The organism is Listeria monocytogenes (genome assembly GCF_013282665.1).
In the GTDB taxonomy this organism is placed as follows: Bacteria; Bacillota; Bacilli; order Lactobacillales; family Listeriaceae; genus Listeria; species Listeria monocytogenes_C.
Window position 1 is genome coordinate 1,883,010 of the sequence record NZ_CP054041.1, and the last position, 18,385, is coordinate 1,901,394.

18 protein-coding genes are annotated in these 18,385 nt (G+C 37.6%); 13 read left to right on the forward strand and 5 right to left on the reverse strand.

What is annotated here, in order from left to right; translation table 11 throughout:
• Positions 1-3 precede the first annotated feature (3 nt).
• Positions 4-672, forward strand: a complete 669-nt coding sequence (locus tag HRK21_RS09475; RefSeq protein ID WP_069888232.1) for a lytic transglycosylase domain-containing protein — start codon at positions 4-6, stop codon at positions 670-672.
• A 13-nt stretch (positions 673-685) separates the two neighbouring features.
• Positions 686-1,330 (forward strand): hypothetical protein, encoded by a 645-nt coding sequence (locus tag HRK21_RS09480; protein ID WP_070006279.1) that lies wholly within the window; start codon positions 686-688, stop codon positions 1,328-1,330.
• A gap of 48 nt (positions 1,331-1,378) precedes the next feature.
• Here HRK21_RS09480 and HRK21_RS09485 read toward each other — a convergent pair whose 3' ends face one another.
• On the reverse strand, positions 1,379-1,717 hold the full coding sequence (locus HRK21_RS09485; protein ID WP_070006278.1) for a hypothetical protein: 339 nt from the start codon (positions 1,715-1,717) through the stop codon (positions 1,379-1,381).
• A gap of 187 nt (positions 1,718-1,904) precedes the next feature.
• Between HRK21_RS09485 and lftR the strand changes: the two genes are divergently transcribed.
• Genes lftR through HRK21_RS09500 form a run of 3 tightly spaced genes read left to right on the forward strand, consistent with a single transcriptional unit; the run spans position 1,905 to position 3,610 of the window.
• A complete protein-coding gene (lftR, locus tag HRK21_RS09490) occupies positions 1,905-2,231 on the forward strand; it encodes a PadR family transcriptional regulator LftR (RefSeq protein WP_003730277.1) in 327 nt (108 codons plus the stop codon).
• A complete protein-coding gene (locus tag HRK21_RS09495; RefSeq protein ID WP_003738379.1) occupies positions 2,231-2,554 on the forward strand; it encodes a DUF1048 domain-containing protein in 324 nt (107 codons plus the stop codon). Before lftR ends, HRK21_RS09495 begins: the two co-directional genes overlap by 1 nt.
• A 21-nt stretch (positions 2,555-2,575) precedes the next feature.
• Entirely contained in the window at positions 2,576-3,610 is a 1,035-nt protein-coding gene (locus tag HRK21_RS09500) for a hypothetical protein (RefSeq protein WP_003738380.1), read from the forward strand.
• Positions 3,611-3,654: 44 nt separating this feature from the next.
• Here the strand turns inward: HRK21_RS09500 and HRK21_RS09505 are convergent, their stop codons facing one another.
• Positions 3,655-4,302: a FusB/FusC family EF-G-binding protein gene (locus HRK21_RS09505; protein ID WP_070006277.1), complete on the reverse strand. Its 648-nt coding sequence runs from the start codon at positions 4,300-4,302 to the stop codon at positions 3,655-3,657.
• Between the two features lie 271 nt (positions 4,303-4,573).
• On the opposite strand from HRK21_RS09505, the gene HRK21_RS09510 reads away from it, so the two are divergent.
• The 3 genes from HRK21_RS09510 (at position 4,574) to HRK21_RS09520 (ending at position 9,011) form a co-directional block, all read left to right on the forward strand.
• The gene (locus HRK21_RS09510; RefSeq protein ID WP_070006276.1) at positions 4,574-6,304 is read left to right on the forward strand and encodes a pyruvate oxidase; all 1,731 of its coding nucleotides are present in this window, start codon (positions 4,574-4,576) and stop codon (positions 6,302-6,304) included.
• Between the two features lie 160 nt (positions 6,305-6,464).
• Positions 6,465-8,270, forward strand: a complete 1,806-nt coding sequence (locus tag HRK21_RS09515; protein ID WP_069888238.1) for a methyl-accepting chemotaxis protein — start codon at positions 6,465-6,467, stop codon at positions 8,268-8,270.
• A gap of 12 nt (positions 8,271-8,282) precedes the next feature.
• Positions 8,283-9,011, forward strand: a complete 729-nt coding sequence (locus HRK21_RS09520) for a C39 family peptidase (RefSeq protein ID WP_069888239.1) — start codon at positions 8,283-8,285, stop codon at positions 9,009-9,011.
• 42 nt (positions 9,012-9,053) lie between these two features.
• Here the strand turns inward: HRK21_RS09520 and HRK21_RS09525 are convergent, their stop codons facing one another.
• Positions 9,054-9,266 (reverse strand): LPXTG cell wall anchor domain-containing protein, encoded by a 213-nt coding sequence (locus HRK21_RS09525; RefSeq protein WP_003738385.1) that lies wholly within the window; start codon positions 9,264-9,266, stop codon positions 9,054-9,056.
• A 446-nt stretch (positions 9,267-9,712) separates the two neighbouring features.
• Here HRK21_RS09525 and glmS point away from each other — a divergent pair, with 446 nt between their 5' ends.
• The 4 genes from glmS (at position 9,713) to HRK21_RS09545 (ending at position 13,287) form a co-directional block, all read left to right on the forward strand.
• On the forward strand, positions 9,713-11,518 hold the full coding sequence (gene glmS, locus HRK21_RS09530) for a glutamine--fructose-6-phosphate transaminase (isomerizing) (protein WP_070006275.1): 1,806 nt from the start codon (positions 9,713-9,715) through the stop codon (positions 11,516-11,518).
• Positions 11,519-11,631: 113 nt separating this feature from the next.
• Positions 11,632-12,369: an FAD synthetase RibC gene (gene ribC, locus HRK21_RS09535; RefSeq protein WP_070006274.1), complete on the forward strand. Its 738-nt coding sequence runs from the start codon at positions 11,632-11,634 to the stop codon at positions 12,367-12,369.
• An 86-nt stretch (positions 12,370-12,455) separates the two neighbouring features.
• The gene (locus HRK21_RS09540; protein ID WP_003721849.1) at positions 12,456-12,935 is read left to right on the forward strand and encodes a DUF6530 family protein; all 480 of its coding nucleotides are present in this window, start codon (positions 12,456-12,458) and stop codon (positions 12,933-12,935) included.
• A gap of 13 nt (positions 12,936-12,948) precedes the next feature.
• Positions 12,949-13,287, forward strand: coding sequence for a GIY-YIG nuclease family protein (locus tag HRK21_RS09545; RefSeq protein ID WP_003738390.1), 339 nt, complete (start codon positions 12,949-12,951; stop codon positions 13,285-13,287).
• A gap of 173 nt (positions 13,288-13,460) precedes the next feature.
• Here the strand turns inward: HRK21_RS09545 and HRK21_RS09550 are convergent, their stop codons facing one another.
• On the reverse strand, positions 13,461-15,236 hold the full coding sequence (locus tag HRK21_RS09550) for a MucBP domain-containing protein (protein ID WP_070006272.1): 1,776 nt from the start codon (positions 15,234-15,236) through the stop codon (positions 13,461-13,463).
• Positions 15,237-15,755: 519 nt separating this feature from the next.
• Here HRK21_RS09550 and HRK21_RS09555 point away from each other — a divergent pair.
• Positions 15,756-17,663 (forward strand): MucBP domain-containing protein, encoded by a 1,908-nt coding sequence (locus HRK21_RS09555; RefSeq protein ID WP_070006270.1) that lies wholly within the window; start codon positions 15,756-15,758, stop codon positions 17,661-17,663.
• A gap of 44 nt (positions 17,664-17,707) precedes the next feature.
• Here HRK21_RS09555 and HRK21_RS09560 read toward each other — a convergent pair whose 3' ends face one another.
• Positions 17,708-18,367 (reverse strand): Crp/Fnr family transcriptional regulator, encoded by a 660-nt coding sequence (locus HRK21_RS09560; protein ID WP_003738393.1) that lies wholly within the window; start codon positions 18,365-18,367, stop codon positions 17,708-17,710.
• Between the last annotated feature and the right edge of the window lie 18 nt (positions 18,368-18,385).

Below are 18,385 nucleotides of genomic sequence, written 5' to 3' on the forward strand. Positions count from 1 at the left end.
TGGATGAATCCAGTAGAACAAGTAATAAGTGCTAGACAAGCCGAGTTTCAAAGCGCGTTCGAAGCAGCGAAACAATCGGCTACCACTTTTGAAACGAAATTAAACGAACGCTTAAACGCGACCAAGCAAACAACAAACAGTAATGTGCAAACAGTCACTGATGCCGAACTAGCTCGCGCCCGAGAAGCGTATGAAGCATTAATCAATCAATCGGAAACCAAGTCTGCTGTAACCACCTCAAGCACGACAAACGAGACTCCCGTAGCGCCAACCGGAGAGCTAACCAATTGGAATAACTACCAAATCAAACCAATCAGTGCGGAAAATGAAGGGAAATATAGCGACTTAATCAAAACAGCCGCAGCCAAGTACGGCGTCCCAGAAGCACTCATCAAACGCGTCATCCAAGTAGAATCTAATTACAATCCGAATGTTGTCTCAAGTGCTGGCGCAACAGGCCTAATGCAGCTAATGGCCGGTTCTAATCGAACCGATCCAGCCACAAATATCGATGCGGGAACGAAAGAACTCGCAGGGTACATCAAAAAATACGATGGCGACCTAAGACTAGCTTTAGCAGCCTATAACGCCGGACCAGGAAACGTTCGCAAATACGGCGGCGTGCCACCATTCAAAGAAACGCAAAACTATTTAAAGAAAATTATCGGATAAGGGAGAATAAACCATGGGAAACTGGCAACAAAAGTGGGAATCATGGCGCGATATGACCACGGCAATGCAACAAGAAATTAAAATTGAAGCAGCCGAAAAAGTGACTTCCTACATAAAAAACGACCAATTTGAAGAAGCGATTAATGTTATCAGACAAACCGAAAATCTCCTAAACGAACTTGACTTTGAAACAAAAATGAACCGTGTTGAAGAACAACTCCAAGCCTTCACATCTGACCAAGAAGCAGCTAAATCATTCGAAGCAAGCCAACTTCAAAACCTAGAAAAACCAAACACAACCGTAAGTTTCGACCTCGCTAGCGTAAAATCAGAAGCAATCAACCAATTCACCAAACGCGACTTCAATCTAGTAGACTCACACGATACCCACATGCAATTTCTGAAAGGAAACCGCAATTTTTACATGGACATTTTCAACCCTGAAGAAAACGAAGAACATCACTACGCTAACCTCCATGAAAAATGCCAATACAAAAATATCGGATTTATTTGTCAAGATGATGTCGCAGCCGAAATGGCCACAAACCTAACAAACGAATGGCTTGAAACATTAGAAGCTCCCAAAAAGAAATTTTTAACAGTCAACATCGCCAATGTAACCGCGATGAAACAAAACCCAGAAGTACTATTTCAATAAACAAAAAGAGAGACGCTACTATGCGTCTCTCTTTCTAATTTTATAAAGCTAATTTTGTGATGCATCGATTTTTCGATCATAAATAGTTGCGATAATCCCAGCTATAATATAAAGCGCACCAGGAATCGGATTTATATATAGATCTTCTATTAGGTTGGCGCCTAACAATAGAATCCCACTAATAAATAGAAAGATAATTTTATTGTTAAGAGTTAGAGAACGTGTGAGGATAATGCAACAAAGACAATGAGCTAGCATAATAAATGCTGTCAAACTAATGACAGGGAATAAAGTTATCGCATCTCCGAGAAATTTTAACGTATAAAAGGCAAAAATAAATTCTAAAAAACAGGCGCACCATACTAAAGTTTTAATCAAAGATAACATATTATTTATTCCTTTCTAAGAAGTATAAGTAGATGGTTTGGAATTTAATTCTATTTTAGTATACTTTTATTCCTGCTGCAAATGCATAAGAATTACTACATTTTTTCTATAAACCAATTGACAATCAACCTACTTTGTATTACTATATACTTGTACCTAGTAACAACTAGTAGAGGAGTGAATTCAAATGAAAGGACTTACCGAGTTACTCAAAGGTAGTTTAGAAGGAATGATTTTGGAGCGAATTTCTAGAGGAGAAACGTACGGCTATGAAATCACCAAATACCTTAACGACCTAGGCTTTGATGAAATCGTCGAAGGAACCGTCTACACCATTCTCGTCCGCCTTGAGAAAAAAGGGTTAGTCGAGATAGAAAAGAAAAAATCAGAATTAGGTCCACCACGAAAATTTTACAGATTAAGTCCAGCTGGAGAAGAAGAGTTAGCCATTTTTTGGAAGCGTTGGGACTTTATGCAAGGAAAAATCATGCAAGTTAAAGGAGGGCAAGCGTAATGTTTAAATGGTACACAAAATACCGCGAAGAAAAACGAGATTATAAACAGTACAAAAAACGAATAGCCGCTTTGCCAGAAGATTACAAAACCGCAATGAAAGCTATCGAAACCTATTTATGGAACTTTGCAAAAGGTGCAGGGATGTTCGAAATCCTAAAAAATGTCCTCGAGATGTTCGAAAATGCCGCAGCTGACAACCTAGAACTAAAAGCTGTTGTTGGTGACGACCTAGCCGAATTCGCCGACAACTTACTAAGTGAATTTCCAGAAGAAACTTGGATGGATACTCAACGAAAAAAACTGCGTGATTCGATTAAATAAGAAAGTGATGGTAGCTAAAAAATGGAAACTGCTAACATACTAAAACAACAATTTGACGAAACAAAAGATAAAGCCGCTTTTTATTTAAAAGATTTTCGTTCTAGAAGCGCGCGAACTGAAGTAACAAAAGGCTGTCGCTACAACGTTTTACCTTTTGAAAATCAATTAGATGGTTATAAATTAAACGGTAAAACGTTGAAGGAGCCCATCAAAGATAATAACTGTTATCAGTATCATTTTGATGCTCAAGATCGTCTTATTTTAGTAGAACAAATGGCAGCATTTTTAGGTGAATTTCATTATTTTACGATGTATTGCTACGAAGAAAATAGCATTGAAACAATGTATTGGAGCGGGGACTCACTAAGCAATATAACCAAATATATGCTTAAAAATAACCAAGTGCAAACCGCAATTCGTCACGCTGCTCAAGGTACATCAACGCAATGTTATTATTATCAAAATGCCCAATTAAAAGCAATCAATACATTATCCAAGTCTAGTCAATCCGAAATGGATACCACGAATCACTTTTACTATAAAGAGGATGGTTCTTTATTAAAAATAATTCAAACTTGGTCGACAGGTGGTTCAAGAGTAACTTTTTCGAATGAACGAATTGCATACAAAAAATTAGAAGAACGATTACTTGGAGAAATGAAAACAGCGATTCAAACATTTGTCGATGAGCATCCAGATGAAACCTTATTTTCTTTAGCCTTTTCAAGTTATACTGAGCACGGCGATTTATTTTTGAGTGCAGAAGTAGTCGAAAAGCTAAGTGACGATTTCCAAGCTGATGAAACGCCGGACTGGTCATACAGCGATTTTGGTTCTATGAACCTTATTATGCAGCCGCTGGATGAAGCTGAAACAGAGAAAGTAAGCATTAGCTTGGCAAAAGTCATCAAGCAAGTTGTTGAGGCAGAATGGTTTCAGACTATAACTAAGAATAAGGACTTCCGTTGCTACTTCTTTAATAATGAAGTAGAACATCGAGATGAAGATAATCAAAAAATAGCTAAAATACTAGACGGTGTTTCCTTCTTTAAATAAAAACAGAAAGCCTCTCAAACTATAATGAGAGACTTTCTGTTTTTTTATTTACGTTTCTTAACAACCTCTATAAATTCATCTAACGTTTCATGGGCTTTTATTTGCTCGTTACAAACATCGCTATCATAGCAAATGTAATTGCCATTTGTCGTATAAATACCATCACTCGAAGATTTTGTTTTCGCCATAAAGAGCGATACTTTGGAATGCGAGTGACAAATCGAACAAACGCCTTTTTGAATCTCTGTAGAAATAGTTCCTTGTACGCCAACCAAATTTCCGTCCTCGTAAGTCACGATATACTTACGCTGCTGAGCAATATCATTCCAACCGTAAAAAGTATAGTCGCGCAAATCCAGTTTAGACCAGGCGGGGATTTTTAATTTTTTCGTTTTCGCAAAAAGTTTTTTAAGTTTCACATCACTAGGCGGTGCGAAAGGAACCACATAGGCTTTTAACCCCTCTAAAAACGGCTCTGCGTCTTTAGTTGAAGTAATCGCATGGAGCTCGCTAAACAGGTCCTTATGCTCCTTTAGCACACTCTCCGGGAATAGCTCATTGATTTTCTCCTCTGTTAACGATTTTAACGCCTTCAAAGTCGAGGTATCATTCGCGGACCGGTATGCACGTGAGACATTTTCTAATTGTTTTTTGATAAAATTATATTGGTATGGTTCGATAAACTCTTTCATTATGATTCTCCTTTAATAGTTTAATGTTGGTTTAAACTAGCTGAAGGATTGAAGAGTTTATTTCACTCTTACTTTCTAAACAATCCTAAAGCCATTGTTAGAAAGTAGAGAGCAGTGCAATTTTGTTTGCATCTCTTTGATCACCACCTTGCCTTCATTATAATCTCTTCTGAATTGTTCGTCAATTCTCTTTTATGAATACTCTTTTAAAAACAGGGTAAACGAAAACTATTGGACATTAGAGAAAACATCCATGGGAGGAGAAAGTAAAATGAAAAAAGTAAAAGCAAGTGAAACACTCGTACAAACATTAAAAAATTGGGGTATCGACCACGTATACGGTTTACCCGGCGATTCGATTGACACCGTAGTTGATGCTTTACGAAAAGAACAAGAAGCAATCGAATTTATTCACGTTCGGCACGAAGAAGTGGCGACACTAGCCGCAGCAGCATATACCAAATTAACAGGCAAAATTGGTGTCGCATTATCTATCGGCGGTCCAGGAGCAATTCATCTTCTAAACGGGATGTATGACGCAAAAATGGACCACGTCCCAATGCTCGTACTCGCTGGACAAGTAACAACCGATGTATTAAATACCGGTTTTTTCCAAGAAGTCAATTTACCAGCGATTTTCGAAGATGTTGCCGTGTATAATAAACAAATTGATAATGCTGAAACACTCGCGGATGTGGTCGATGAAGCAATTCGCACGGCTTATAAAGAAAAAGGTGTCGCTGTCTTAACGATTCCAAACGATATCCCGTCACAAGTAATTAAAGCGAACCTCGAAGCAAAACCAGTGAAATTTGAACAAGAAAATCCAAAACTAGATGAAGCAGCAATACACGAAGCCGTAACACTGCTTGAAAAAGCGGAAAAACCAGTTATCTTAGCAGGATTAGGGACTAAACACGCTGGACCGGAATTAATGGCCTTCTCGGAAAAATTGAAAATCCCGATTATTCATTCCTTACCAGCAAAAACAATTGTTCCAGATAATCATCCAAATGCACTCGGAAACCTTGGTAAAATCGGAACTAAACCAGCATATGAAGCCATGCAAGAAACCGATTTACTATTAATGTTCGGGAATGATTACCCTTATAGCGATTATTTACCCAAAAAAGCAAACTGCATCCAAATCGATATTGACCCAGCCAAAATCAGCAAACGTTTCCCCGCAACAGTTGGTCTAGTAGGCGATGCCGCAGAAACCATCGGTAATTTAACCGCTAAAACTGCACCTGTAGAAGCACGTAAATTCCTTCAAGCATGTCAAGAAAATATGCAAGAATGGTGGAAATGGTTAGAAGAAGACATTGCACAAACAACCGATCCAATCGCCCCAGAAGTCGTGATGGCGAATATCCAAAAAATCGCGGATAAAGATGCCATTTTCTCTATCGACGTAGGAACTGCAACCGTTTGGAGCACTCGTTATTTGCACTTATCACCAGAAAATGACTTTATTGTTTCCGCATGGCTTGGCACCATGGGCTGCGGTTTACCAGGAGCGATTGCTGCCAAAAAAGCATTCCCAGACCGCCAAGCAATCGCCATCGTCGGTGATGGAGGATTTTCCATGGTTATGCAAGATTTTGTCACAGCAGTTGGTTTAAATATGCCAATGATTGTCGTTGTCTTAAATAACCAACAACTTTCATTCATTAAATACGAACAACAATCAGCTGGTGAACTAAACTACGCCATCGACCTACCAGATATTAATTACGCAAAATTCGCTGAAAGTTGCGGAGGAATTGGTTTCCGAGTAGAAAAAATAGCGGATCTAGAAGCTGCTTTCGAAAACGCTAAACTAGCAACTAAACCAGTAATCATCGACGTTTCTGTGGATAACGCAGCCGCTCCGCTACCTGGAAAAATCGTGATGGATGAAGCGCTCGGTTATACTAAATTCGAAATCCAGTCAGTTCTAGAAGACCATCGTTTCGCAAAAATGCCACCACTTAAAACTATTTTACGCAGATTTTTATAAATAATAAATAAAAAAATAACCTTATCACCCATTTTATGCTGATATTCGCTAACCATTATAATATTTTTTATTAAAACTAATTATTTTACGATAAAATATGGAGTTTTTTTAAAAAATATGAGATAATGAACTAGAATTAGAGAATAGGAGTGTGGAATGGGTGAATTTAATTAAAAATCGTAAATTGAAAACAAAATTAAGCATCAATATTGTTATAACGACCATCATGTTAATCGGACTTGGCGCGACTAGTTTCCTTGGCTTTCGTCATGTAGCAACACTTTCAGATAATATGGTTGATAATAATGTCGCACCAATGAAAGAAATCGCAAAAATTCAAACAAACATGGCGCAAATCAATATCGACATCCTGACCATGTTCGACACTATTAATGGAAAATCAACTCTTATAAAAGATATTGATAATCTTTATGCCGAGAATGACCAAGCAATTCATAATTTCAAAAAAGCCAATTTAACACCAGAAGACAAAAAGCAATTAGCGTATTTTGAAGAAAAACTAGCGGACATGAAATCAGCCGCATCTTCAGTAATTAGCGATACTTCAAGCGCATTAGACGACGCAGAACTACTTGGAGCGCAAAACAGATACTACCAAAATGTCAAAACAAAATTTGACGAGGCAACCAAACAATTAAACGTTTTAAATGACATGAACTACAAAGAAGTCGAAAATTCGTCTCAAGCAATTTCTGACTTTGGTGTAAAAATCAGTCTTATTTTCACAGCTGTTATTATCGCCGTGCTAATTTCACTATTCATTTTCAACGCCTATATTACCAGAGTGATTCTTAAAGGAATTCGTCACTTGCAAACAGCGGTACATAAAGTAGCGAGTGGTGATTTGTCTTACCGCAGCACATACAATGGTAGAGATGAATTAGGCGATATTACAAACGACTTAAATGAAATGAGCGAAAACCTCCGCCTAATGATTGAGGACGTCAAAAAAGCTTCCACAGATGTAAAATCTTCTAGTGATAACGTTATTATTAGTTCGGAAATTATTTCTGCAATGACAACAGAAATGGACATCGAAATGAAAATGATGGGTGAACAAATCCAAACCCAAATCGGCAGCATGAAAGAAAGTACGGATGCAATGGATCAAATGACTGGGGGCGTTCAAAATGTGGCTGAATACGCGCTTAAAGTATCTGATCTAACAAAAGACTCCGCAGAAAAAACGAATGATGGAATTGCCGTTATTAATAATCTAGTATCCCAAATGGATCGTATTAGCGGGGTTATGCGTTCAAGCACAGACGTTGTTTCGCAATTAGTTAACCGCGTTGGCGAAGTGGAAAAAGCGCTGGATACCGTTACAAATATCGCTGACCAAACCAACTTGCTTGCCCTAAATGCGGCAATTGAATCTGCTCGTGCCGGCGAACATGGCCGTGGGTTCGCAGTTGTAGCCGAAGAAGTCCGCAAACTAGCTGAACAATCACGTCTTGCGGTTGTTGACATTAATACTGTACTGAAAAAAATTCAAACAGAGTCAAAAACAACTATTGAAGTAATGAACACAGGTCTTTCTGAATCAGAAGCTGGTCAAAAAATCATTTCGGAAACAGAAGCAACCTTCACCGATTTACTCCACCGTGTCAACGATATTTCCGCTCAAATGCAAAATGTATCTCAAGAAACGGAAGAAATGGCGGCGGGGATTGAAGAAGTCAACACATCGATTAGCGACGTAACAGAAATTTCCAACCAAATCGGTGAAAAATCCACTGCTGCACTTGAATTCGCGGAAGTAAACAAAATGAAAGTAGACGAACTAGTCGTTATCTCTGAAGAAATGCAAAAAATTTCCGGTTCATTAGAAGGGTATATCGCCAACTTCAATACCGAAGTAAGCGAAGAAGCAATCGAAGCAACAGAAGAGTCAGAAGCAGAAACAAAAGATCCAGGAGAGCCAGTCCTAGCTGAGAATGTCTAGGAAGCTAGTACAATGCGAATTTGGATAAAATCACTGCTTGTCATTACAGCATGTATATTTAGTTTGACCCTTCTAAATACGAAATATACTTTTTATTCACCAACCGTCAAACTCGAAAGCGCCAAAGTCGTTTATAAATTAGACAACGAACCTTTTAATGTGAGATTAGATGTTCCGCTAGTGAATCAAATGGATGCGCCTGCGCTCTTTAATGGCTGTGAAGTAACTAGTTTAGCGATGCTCTTACAGTTCAATGGAAAGCAAGTAACCAAAAATGAGTTAGCGAATAATCTACCGACAACACCAATCGAACAAAATGGTTTACACGGTAATCCGGATAAAGCATTTGTCGGGAGCATTAGCGGCGATAGCCCTGGTCTTGGCGTGAATCATGCGCCTATGGCTAAACTGGCTGCTAAATATGTTAACGAAGCACATGTCCATGATATTAGTGGTAATAGTATTCAAGACATCATTACCGTACTCAGCACAGGTGCACCAGTTTGGATTATCACTACCACGGACTATCATGCACCCAAAAATTGGCAAACCGTCCAAACAAAAGAAGGTAAAAAGAAAATTACGTATTCGATGCACAGTGTAGTAATTACTGGGTTCGATAAAAATAATTTTTATATTAATGATCCATATGGATATAAAAATCGTGCTGTAAAAAGAAGCATCTTAGAAGAAGGCTGGTCTGCTATGGGAAAGCAAGCCATTTACCTAAGCCGCCCATAAAAAAATCGTTTGAAAGCATATCTCATGCTCTCAAACGATTTTTTATATTTTCTTCTTAATAAATATGACGACAGCAAGCGCGACAAGCACCACTCCTATAACAATCGGCCAAACCGAAAACGCGTCTCCAGTAGAAGGGAGAAGGGAAGCATTACTTGTATTTTCAAATGCGATAGCTGTACTTACTCGAAAATAAATGAATCCAAGTGAAATGAAAACAGCAATACTAGCAATTATTTTTTTTGTAAAAACCATTCAGCTCGCTCCTTTTTATATCATATCTATATTATTAGTCATTTGTTATTTTTTGTCAATGTATAGACCAATTTTAATCAAACGGCTATATATAATGCTTGACCTAGTATACATATTATTGTAAAATGAATTTGTTTCCTTGAAAAGTAGTGAAGGAGGATTGTACAATTAAATAGAAGCGCCAGAACTGATTGGGACGAAAATACTTGAAGGTGAAATCCCTGAAAAGTATCGGTCAGTTGACGAGGAGGAGATTAATCGAAATTTCGGCGGGAGTCTCCCGGCTGTGCATGCAGTCGTTAAGTCTTACTTACAAATCATTTGGGTGACCAAGTGGACAGAGTAGTAATGAAACATGTTTTTTTCCCTCCAAGGAAACCAAAAAATGTAGAGGGCTTGAAATTGGATAAGTCTGCCCTCAAGTTAATTATTGGAGGAATTTTATTATGTGTGGAATCGTTGGATATATTGGAACAAATAATGCAAAAGGCATTTTATTAGAAGGACTGGAAAAATTAGAATACCGCGGCTATGACTCTGCGGGAATCGCTTTGCAAAATAAGGATTTAGTAACAGTAGTCAAAGAAAAAGGACGGATTGCAGACCTTGCGAGCCTTGTACCAAGTGATGCATTCGGTACAACGGGAATCGGACATACACGCTGGGCAACGCACGGCAAACCAAATCACGAAAACGCCCACCCGCACCAAAGTACATCAGGCCGTTTTACAATGGTTCATAATGGTGTAATCGAAAACTATACCCTTTTAAAAGAAGAATACTTACAAAATCATTCATTTGTTAGTGATACGGATACAGAAGTAATCGTTCAGCTTATTGAATTTTTTGCAACAGAACTTCCTACTAAAGAAGCATTCAAAAAAACGTTATCGTTACTTCATGGTTCTTACGCAATCTGCTTAATTGACCAAACCGATACAGAAACACTTTACGCAGCAAAAAATAAAAGTCCATTATTAATCGGAAAAGGCGAAAACTTCAATGTTATCGCAAGTGATGCCATGGCTGTTCTTAAAGAAACAGACGAGTTCGTGGAAATTATGGATAAAGAAATCGTGATTGTGACCAAAGACGGCTTCACTTTAGAAACACTGGAAGGTGAAGAAATCACTCGAGCTAGCTACAAAGCAGAACTAGATGCATCCGACATCGAAAAAGGCACATACCCGCACTATATGTTAAAAGAAATTGATGAACAACCAGCTGTCACACGTAAAATCATTCAAGCTTACCAAAATGAAGCTGGCGAAATCAATGTCGATAAAACTATCATTGACGAAATTTTATCATCTGACCGCATTCATATCGTTGCATGTGGAACGAGTTATCATGCCGGTTTAGTTGGAAAAAATTTAATCGAAAAAATGGCGAAAATCCCTGTAGAAGTACATGTTTCCAGTGAATTTGCTTATAATTTGCCATTGATGTCTAAAAAACCATTGTTTATTTTTATTACACAAAGTGGTGAAACTGCCGACAGCCGTCAATGTCTTGTTAAAGTGAAAGAACTTGGGTACCGGACATTAACGTTAACAAACGTACCAGGTTCGACGCTAGACCGTGAAGCAGACCATTCGATGTATTTATACGCAGGTCCAGAAATCGCTGTCGCTTCAACAAAAGCCTATACAGCCCAAATTTCCGTGTTGGCCGTACTTGCAGTTTCCCTTGGTCGCGAAATTGGTGACGAAGAAGCACTTAACATGAATTTAGCTGCTGAATTAGGAATTGTAGCAACAGCAATGGAAGCAATGGTTTCTAGCAAAGAAGTAATTGAGCACATCGCTGGTGAATATTTAGCAACTTCTCGTAACGCGTTCTTCCTAGGTAGAAATATTGATTATTTCGTAGCGATGGAAGCTGCTCTTAAACTAAAAGAAATTTCTTATATTCAAGCGGAAGGTTTTGCTAGTGGCGAATTAAAACATGGAACAATCGCGCTTATCGAAGACGGAACACCAGTTTTAACGCTTATCACGCAAGAATCTATCAACTGGAATATTCGTGGAAATGTCAATGAAGTATTAGCGCGTGGAGCAAAAACTTGTGTATTCGCAATGGAAAACGTCGCACAACCAGGCGACCGCTTTGTTATTCCGCAAGTGCATCCATTATTAACACCACTGGCAAGCGTCATCCCGTGCCAACTACTAGCTTATTACGCAGCACTTCACCGTGATTGTGACGTCGACAAACCAAGAAACTTAGCAAAAAGTGTGACAGTAGAATAAACTTTTTCAAGACCTTTTCGAAACTAGGAAAGGTCTTTTTTTATGCAATCAATAAATTTGCACGAGCGCCTTGTTATGCTTTAAACTTAGAGAGGAATGGGGGAAATCAGCCAATGGAAGTATCACATGTAACGCTCGCACCAAATAAGGATAGTCGTCCCGCCGTTTTAACAATCGGCAAATTCGACGGGGTACATATCGGCCATCAGTCCATTTTAAATACAGCATTATCCATAAAAAAAGAAAATGAAATATTAACCGCTATCAGTTTCAGTCCACATCCACTTTGGGCTTTAAAACAAATCGACATATATCGCGAAATGCTCACACCAAGAATGGAAAAAGAACGCTGGCTCGCACATTACGGTGTTGATCATTTAATCGAAACAGCATTTACACCTAGGTATGCGGAAACGACGCCAGAAGAGTTTGTCAAAGACCATTTAACCAATTTAAATTTATCGCATATTGTCGTCGGTTCCGAATTTAATTTTGGTAAAGGGCGCGATTCTGACGTAGATTTACTTCGGGACCTATGCAAGCCTTATGATATAGGTGTCACATCCGTCCCAGTGATTGAAACGAATCAAACTAAAATAAGCTCCACCAACATTCGAGCGTTTATTCGTTGCGGACACTTTCAAGAAGCAGAAGAGCTCTTAGGCCATCCGTGGTATATTACTGGCACAGTAAAGAATGGCGAGATGATTGACTTAGAAGATTACGTTCTCCCGGCAACAGGCACGTATCAAACCGACTCAGGAATAGTAAACGTCACGAACCATCGCACTATCGAGGTTGAATTATCAGATGGATTGCAACAATTACATATGAAAAACGAACTTTCCTAATAACTAGGGAAGTTTTTTCTTTACATTTTATAAAATTAGTAATATACTAATTTAGTAAACTAATAAAATTTAAAAGGAGAAATCTCATGAAGATTCCAACTACCTTAAAACATAAACCAGTAATCGTTGTTGAAAATTATGAAGAAGTAGACGGCAAGAATGCTTACCACTCAGATGCTAAGGGGCTTTCGCTCGGACTTGCGCAGTGGAATGATCGCGGCAAAGTAGATATTTCCGCTAAAGTTTGGCGTCACACAGGTGATAAATGGTCGCGCCAATCTGAAGAACTTCCGCTACATCGTGTGCTCGACTTGGCAATTTTAATCGCTAGAACCAAAGTTCATTTTAAAGATGCTTACCGTTTACCTCATTTTTATGATAAAGAGAATCCCACGCTTGATCGTATTGGTTTGCAAGGAGATGCGCTGACTATTGCCGTTTGTGAAGATAACGAATATATTGATGAGGACATGCAATTATTCGAGCAAGCATTAAAAAACGACGATGAGCTACTCAGCGAACGCCTCAAAACACTAAGCAAACTATTACAAGAAGCAGGTTATTAAGGACGTGAAATAAATGAATAAAGATAATCGTAAAGAACTAATTCGTGCATACAAAGAAAAAGCCCCTGATGCCGGCGTTTACCGTTTTATCAGTACAAAAAGTGGTAAATACTTAATTGATAACACCATGGATTTAAAAGGAATCGCCAATAAACTTGCATTTGGAATAAAAATAGGAGCAGGAAACATGCTACCACCAGAAATGGCAAAAGAAGCAAGGGAACATGGAATTGACACAATTCAATTTGAAATTCTCGAAAAAGTAGATGTTAAACCTGAAATGACGAAAGAAGATATTAAAGAAGAAAACGATGTACTTCTTAGTTTATGGCTAGAACGCGAAGATATTTAAGACTTTTCCACGTGAAAGGTCTTGGAATTATGTGCCTAGCTAAAAAAATACAAACAATCTAAAGGAAACTTTAGGAAAGATGGATTGTAACAATTTGAGAAATCATTATAAGAAAGAAATCAGATAAAAAGACGATAAACATTAGTTTATCGTCTTTTTGTATTCTGGAATTATTAACTGTTTTTTCTCCATAAAATGATGGTTGAAGCTAAAAGGGATAGGCCTGTTAGTGTTGAAACTAAAGGATTAGTGTCTCCTGTTTTAGGTAGTTTCGGCTTATTTGCAGCGCTTATTTCTGTTGGAGCAGAAGATGTATTATTCGGCTTTACACTTAATGTAGAGCCTTTTTTTAGTAAATCATTCTTTTTTTCATAAACATAGTCAATTGTTTGTTTTTTATCGGAGAATACCCCTTTTGCACTAGTGGGAGTTGATTTTAGTTTGTAACCTGAAATGGTTTCTGCTGAAACGGAAAAAGTGTCTCCAATATTTCCTTTTAATACTGTCTGGTCTGCTAGTTTTTCGCCGGTATCACTAATGTAATTAACTGTTACGGGTTCGGCGGGGATGAGTATTTTTCGGTAAATGTAATTAACTGTTTGCGCATTCGCTGTTAAATTTCCGCTGGCATTTGTAGGTGTGCTGACTAATGAATAACCATCAATTGTTTTTTCAAGAGATACATAAGGGTCATCAATAAATCCAGTAAATGTTTCGGACGGTGCTAGTTTTTTGCCTTTATCATCCACGTAATTAACAGTGACTGGCTCCGCGGGAACGGGATCTTTGGAATAAATGTATGTGACTATTTGTGGATCTTTCAAAAAAGTACCGTTCGCATTTGCAGGCGTTTCCGTTAGAGTATAGCCAGTAATGGTTTTAGGATTGGATGTGTAATTTGCATCCAGTAAACCTTCTAAAGTGTCGATTGGTGCAAGCGTTTCGCCAGTAGTACTTTTATATTCCACTGTAATATCAGCGCCTTTTGGTGGAGCTTCCACAATGATCGGAACGCGAACTTTAGCGAATGGATTGGATTTGGTGGATAAAGTGCTTTTGATTGTGATGAAACCTGGCCCTTCTTTTGTCGCCACGCCGTTTTCGAGAGTAGAGGAGCCGTCATCGTAGTATTCAAATTCATGTGCGTCAAAAAGGGCTTTATTAGAAGCTAGCCCTAACTTAGATTTATCAGGGATTAGTTGCTTAAAGTCCGTATTAAAAGGTACGGTAATAGGATCGCCATTATAAACTAATTGATCTTGACCTTGTCTATAAGAATAGTGTTCCAGCATATTACCGCCATTATTGTAATTATCAAGATAGTCTGCGGGAATATCTGATGTAATTTGATTTCCTGATAGGGCAGTAAGTAATGGTCTAAGTCCAAGTGGTGGCCAGTAACCGCTTGCCCAATCAATAGTGAAAAATTCAGTAGGGATAGAAATCAATTGATTATTTTGAAGTCCTAAGCTACTTAAATGAGAGGACATAGAAGTGAGTTCAGGTGGTATTTCTTTAATAGAATTATTGGCTAATTGTAAGGAATCTAAAGCGGGCAGTTGGAAAACCACCATAGGAAATTCAGTTAAGTTATTCTTAGTTAAAACCAAAGTAGTAATTTTTTTTAATTCAGCTAGGTTATCTGGTACTTCCGTAATCGTTCCCATATGTACAGATAATGTGGTTAAATTTTTAAAATCAGTAATTTTTTCAGGGAATGAAGAAGCATTTTCGACACCTAATGTCGTCATACTTTCTAAGTCTTGTAAAGTTATTTGTTCGCGGCTTTTATTTAATTGGCGTTCGACAGCCTTAATAAATGGTTCATTGCCGTCAAGTTCTTGTTCTAGCCATGAAGTAGATTGTTCCGCATAAACATTCGAAAAAATAAGGGAAATTAGTGTTGCAAATATAATGAAGCTAGTGAGGATTAGAAAAGTTTTTCTCAAGAAGTGTCGCACATCCCGTCTGTTGTTCTTGTTTTTGTCATTTATTAGTCAATTATAGTATGTTTCCGACGCGATTGAGTACTAAAAATAGACTAAAGGTGCAGATGAGCGCGGTTTAAATGTGACAATTTATTGACATAAGCTCAAAAACGAATAAAAACGTAGGTTTGTTCAAAAATAGGTTGAATTTAAGTGATTTTTAACGATTTTGGATGCGTTTGAAAAAGGTGTTGGGGATTTTCAAGATGTTTACTTTTGTATTAAAACGAGTTATATCAATCATTTTGGGATAATTTACTTTTGTTTTTATGTTTATTTACAATAAATTATTTTGGATGTTTTTTATTAAAATGTGTCAAAAATAATTGATTAAAAATGGAAGAACCCCCTATTTTTATGATATAAAAAGTTCAATAAATATTCACAAATAAGTAATTTCACTACTTAAGAAGGCATTTTTAAATGGCTGTTTAGCGTATAATTTTAGGAGTAATAAACATTACTGGAGGTTATACACAAATGAAAAAAGCGTTTCTATGCCTATCTGCTGTTGTTTTATCATTGAATTTTGTATGGGTTAATCCACTTTCTGGATCAGCAGCCAAAATTGAAACAACAAAATTGAAATCAACAAAGGATACGAACCAACAAGTTAATTTAAAAAATAATGCAACCGACATTGTTACTTCGGAAGATTTAGGAGGACAAACATGGTTAATTAATGAGGTAAACAGACAATTAGCGCCAAAAGTGGTCGGTGTAGATTTAACATTTGACGATTTGGCTAAAATTAAGACTATTTCATTGAGTAATAAATCGCTTACTGGTAAGGTGCCACCAGAGATTAAAAATTTAGTATCACTTGAAAAATTGCTTTTATATTCTAATAACCTATCAGGAGAGATTCCTGCTGAATTAGGAAAATTAACGAATTTGTCAGAACTTCGATTAGACTACAATCAATTCACTGGAAAAATTCCTGATGGACTCGGAAAGATTTCGTCGATTATGTTACAGAGCAACCAACTGGTTGGTCAAATTCCTTTGAGCTTATATGAAAATCGAACAGGAAGAAATGAAGTAAATGTATCGGGTAACCAAGTGACCATTAATAGTAGAGAACCAGAACCAAGTATTTATTCTTACTCAACTTTTATTTATCCAGCGGCTACACCTCAATACGGGGGACATTTGAAGGCGACAACCACTTATTTTAGTAACTTAACGAATGATACATTGCTTACTCCTTTTCTTCCTGGCAGTTCTACTTTTATTGATTTGCATACGGAATTTATGTTTGATAGGGAACTTTTTGAAGGGCATGAGGTAACAATTACGGATGAAGCTTTTGGTAAACTACTGTATGAGGGCGAGTTAACCTCTGATGTTAGTATTTCGTTAAAGAGTTTCAGATCTGGCTATCATAATATTCGTGTTGTATTGGATAATGCACCAAACAACCCACAAAACCAAATAACTTTTGGTATTAGCATGCCAAGTACGACAGCTGGGGATTTAACAGTTAATTATGTAGATGAAGCTGGAAAGACGATTCATGAACCACAGGTAGTTAGTGGATTCATAGGCGATGATTATGACGTAACAACGCCTGAATATGAATTAGCAATGGATGGATATGATTTAGATACTTCCAAATTACCAACCAATGGAATTGGCACATTTGACTACGAGCCACTTTCTGTCACGTATGTGTATAAAAAAATGGAAGGCGCACCAGTCACGGTAAAATATGTAGATGAAAATGGTCACGAAATAGCTACTTCTGAAGATTTGATGGGAAAACTAGATGATTCTTACCAAACAAAAGCGAAAGAAATTGCCGGATTTACATTAGACGAAAGTAAATTACCAGCAAATGCAAGCGGAGTATTTGAAAAGGACTCTCAAACAGTCACTTATGTGTATCAAGCTGTTTCAGCCACAATTAAAGCGCATGATTCCACAATTTATGTAGGGGATAAATGGGGTGCAGAGGATAATTTTGATGGCGCAATAAATTCAATTGGAGCTGAGGTTTCCTTTGGTGAGGTGCAAGTAGAAGGGACAGTTGATACCACAAAAGTAGGCATTTATCCGGTTACTTATAGCTTTGCCGGTGAAGCTGTGACTGTTAATGTAACCGTAAAAGCAAAAGTCCTTCCAGCACCACCAGTAACACCAACAAAACCAGTTGAACCTCTCCAACCGAATAATCCTACTACACCAGGTGTACACCGAGCTTCCACCGACAAACCGGAGACATTAAAAATAACAGAGGCTCAAAAGAAACAATCACTAGTTGCAGAGGATTTAAAACTACCTACTACTGGGGATAATTTTTGGGATAGCTTGTTGTATAGTGTATTTGGTTTAATGGCTGTATGTATCGCTTTTGGCTTATTCTTCTGGCGTAAAAAGAAAAACTAAAATTAAAAATAGACTAACCAATGTGGCGAGTCTATCTTGAAAAATTATATATCCAAAGAGTCCTTATCAATCCGGTAAGGGCTTTTTTTGTTGAGTAAAAATTCTTCTTCTACTAGTTCGGTTAATAAATTGGATATGTTTGGCTGCGTTGTGCGGCAATATCTGGCAAGGACTGACTGATTGATAAAGTTTGGTAACACGATTTCATTTTTTTCCTCATCTTCAGTCCCCATCTCCACTGCAAGATTTTCTAAAGCCATATAAACCCGTTCTTTTGGCGTTTTGGCAATCATTCCAAGAAGTGCATAGTGGCGAGCGAAAACATCCGCAATACTAGCTAGAAGAAAATCATTCACATCAGGTTTCACAGACAATATATTGAGCAAAAAATCCGCATCTATTTTGTAAAGTACGAGTCGTTCACTCATGACAGTTATACTATGCTTTTTTTTCGGATAAGAGGAGAACGCATCAATTCCTAAAACATTATATGGAAGAACAAAGATGGAAATGTAGTTCGTTTTTCTTAAATTATTCTCTAATTCAACGGCAGCATAGCCCTCTAATACGAAAAAAATATGTTTTGCTTTTTCTTCCTCCAAAATTATTTTTTCGTTCATTGTATAGGTTTGCTTTTTTACATATTTATAATAATCCGGAAATTCTTTTAAATAGCCAAGTACGGTATCTAGTTTTTCTGACATTAGTGCCACTCCTTTGCA

What these genes read in the sequence shown, in the direction of transcription:
- HRK21_RS09475 (WP_069888232.1), top strand. Translation starts at nt 4, where the DNA reads ATGAATCCAGTAGAACAAGTAATAAGTGCTAGACAAGCCGAGTTTCAA.
- HRK21_RS09480 (WP_070006279.1), top strand. Translation starts at nt 686, where the DNA reads ATGGGAAACTGGCAACAAAAGTGGGAATCATGGCGCGATATGACCACG.
- HRK21_RS09485 (WP_070006278.1), bottom strand. Translation starts at nt 1,717, where the DNA reads ATGTTATCTTTGATTAAAACTTTAGTATGGTGCGCCTGTTTTTTAGAA.
- lftR (WP_003730277.1), top strand. Translation starts at nt 1,905, where the DNA reads ATGAAAGGACTTACCGAGTTACTCAAAGGTAGTTTAGAAGGAATGATT.
- HRK21_RS09495 (WP_003738379.1), top strand. Translation starts at nt 2,231, where the DNA reads ATGTTTAAATGGTACACAAAATACCGCGAAGAAAAACGAGATTATAAA.
- HRK21_RS09500 (WP_003738380.1), top strand. Translation starts at nt 2,576, where the DNA reads ATGGAAACTGCTAACATACTAAAACAACAATTTGACGAAACAAAAGAT.
- HRK21_RS09505 (WP_070006277.1), bottom strand. Translation starts at nt 4,302, where the DNA reads ATGAAAGAGTTTATCGAACCATACCAATATAATTTTATCAAAAAACAA.
- HRK21_RS09510 (WP_070006276.1), top strand. Translation starts at nt 4,574, where the DNA reads ATGAAAAAAGTAAAAGCAAGTGAAACACTCGTACAAACATTAAAAAAT.
- HRK21_RS09520 (WP_069888239.1), top strand. Translation starts at nt 8,283, where the DNA reads ATGCGAATTTGGATAAAATCACTGCTTGTCATTACAGCATGTATATTT.
- HRK21_RS09525 (WP_003738385.1), bottom strand. Translation starts at nt 9,266, where the DNA reads ATGGTTTTTACAAAAAAAATAATTGCTAGTATTGCTGTTTTCATTTCA.
- glmS (WP_070006275.1), top strand. Translation starts at nt 9,713, where the DNA reads ATGTGTGGAATCGTTGGATATATTGGAACAAATAATGCAAAAGGCATT.
- ribC (WP_070006274.1), top strand. Translation starts at nt 11,632, where the DNA reads ATGGAAGTATCACATGTAACGCTCGCACCAAATAAGGATAGTCGTCCC.
- HRK21_RS09540 (WP_003721849.1), top strand. Translation starts at nt 12,456, where the DNA reads ATGAAGATTCCAACTACCTTAAAACATAAACCAGTAATCGTTGTTGAA.
- HRK21_RS09545 (WP_003738390.1), top strand. Translation starts at nt 12,949, where the DNA reads ATGAATAAAGATAATCGTAAAGAACTAATTCGTGCATACAAAGAAAAA.
- HRK21_RS09555 (WP_070006270.1), top strand. Translation starts at nt 15,756, where the DNA reads ATGAAAAAAGCGTTTCTATGCCTATCTGCTGTTGTTTTATCATTGAAT.
- HRK21_RS09560 (WP_003738393.1), bottom strand. Translation starts at nt 18,367, where the DNA reads ATGTCAGAAAAACTAGATACCGTACTTGGCTATTTAAAAGAATTTCCG.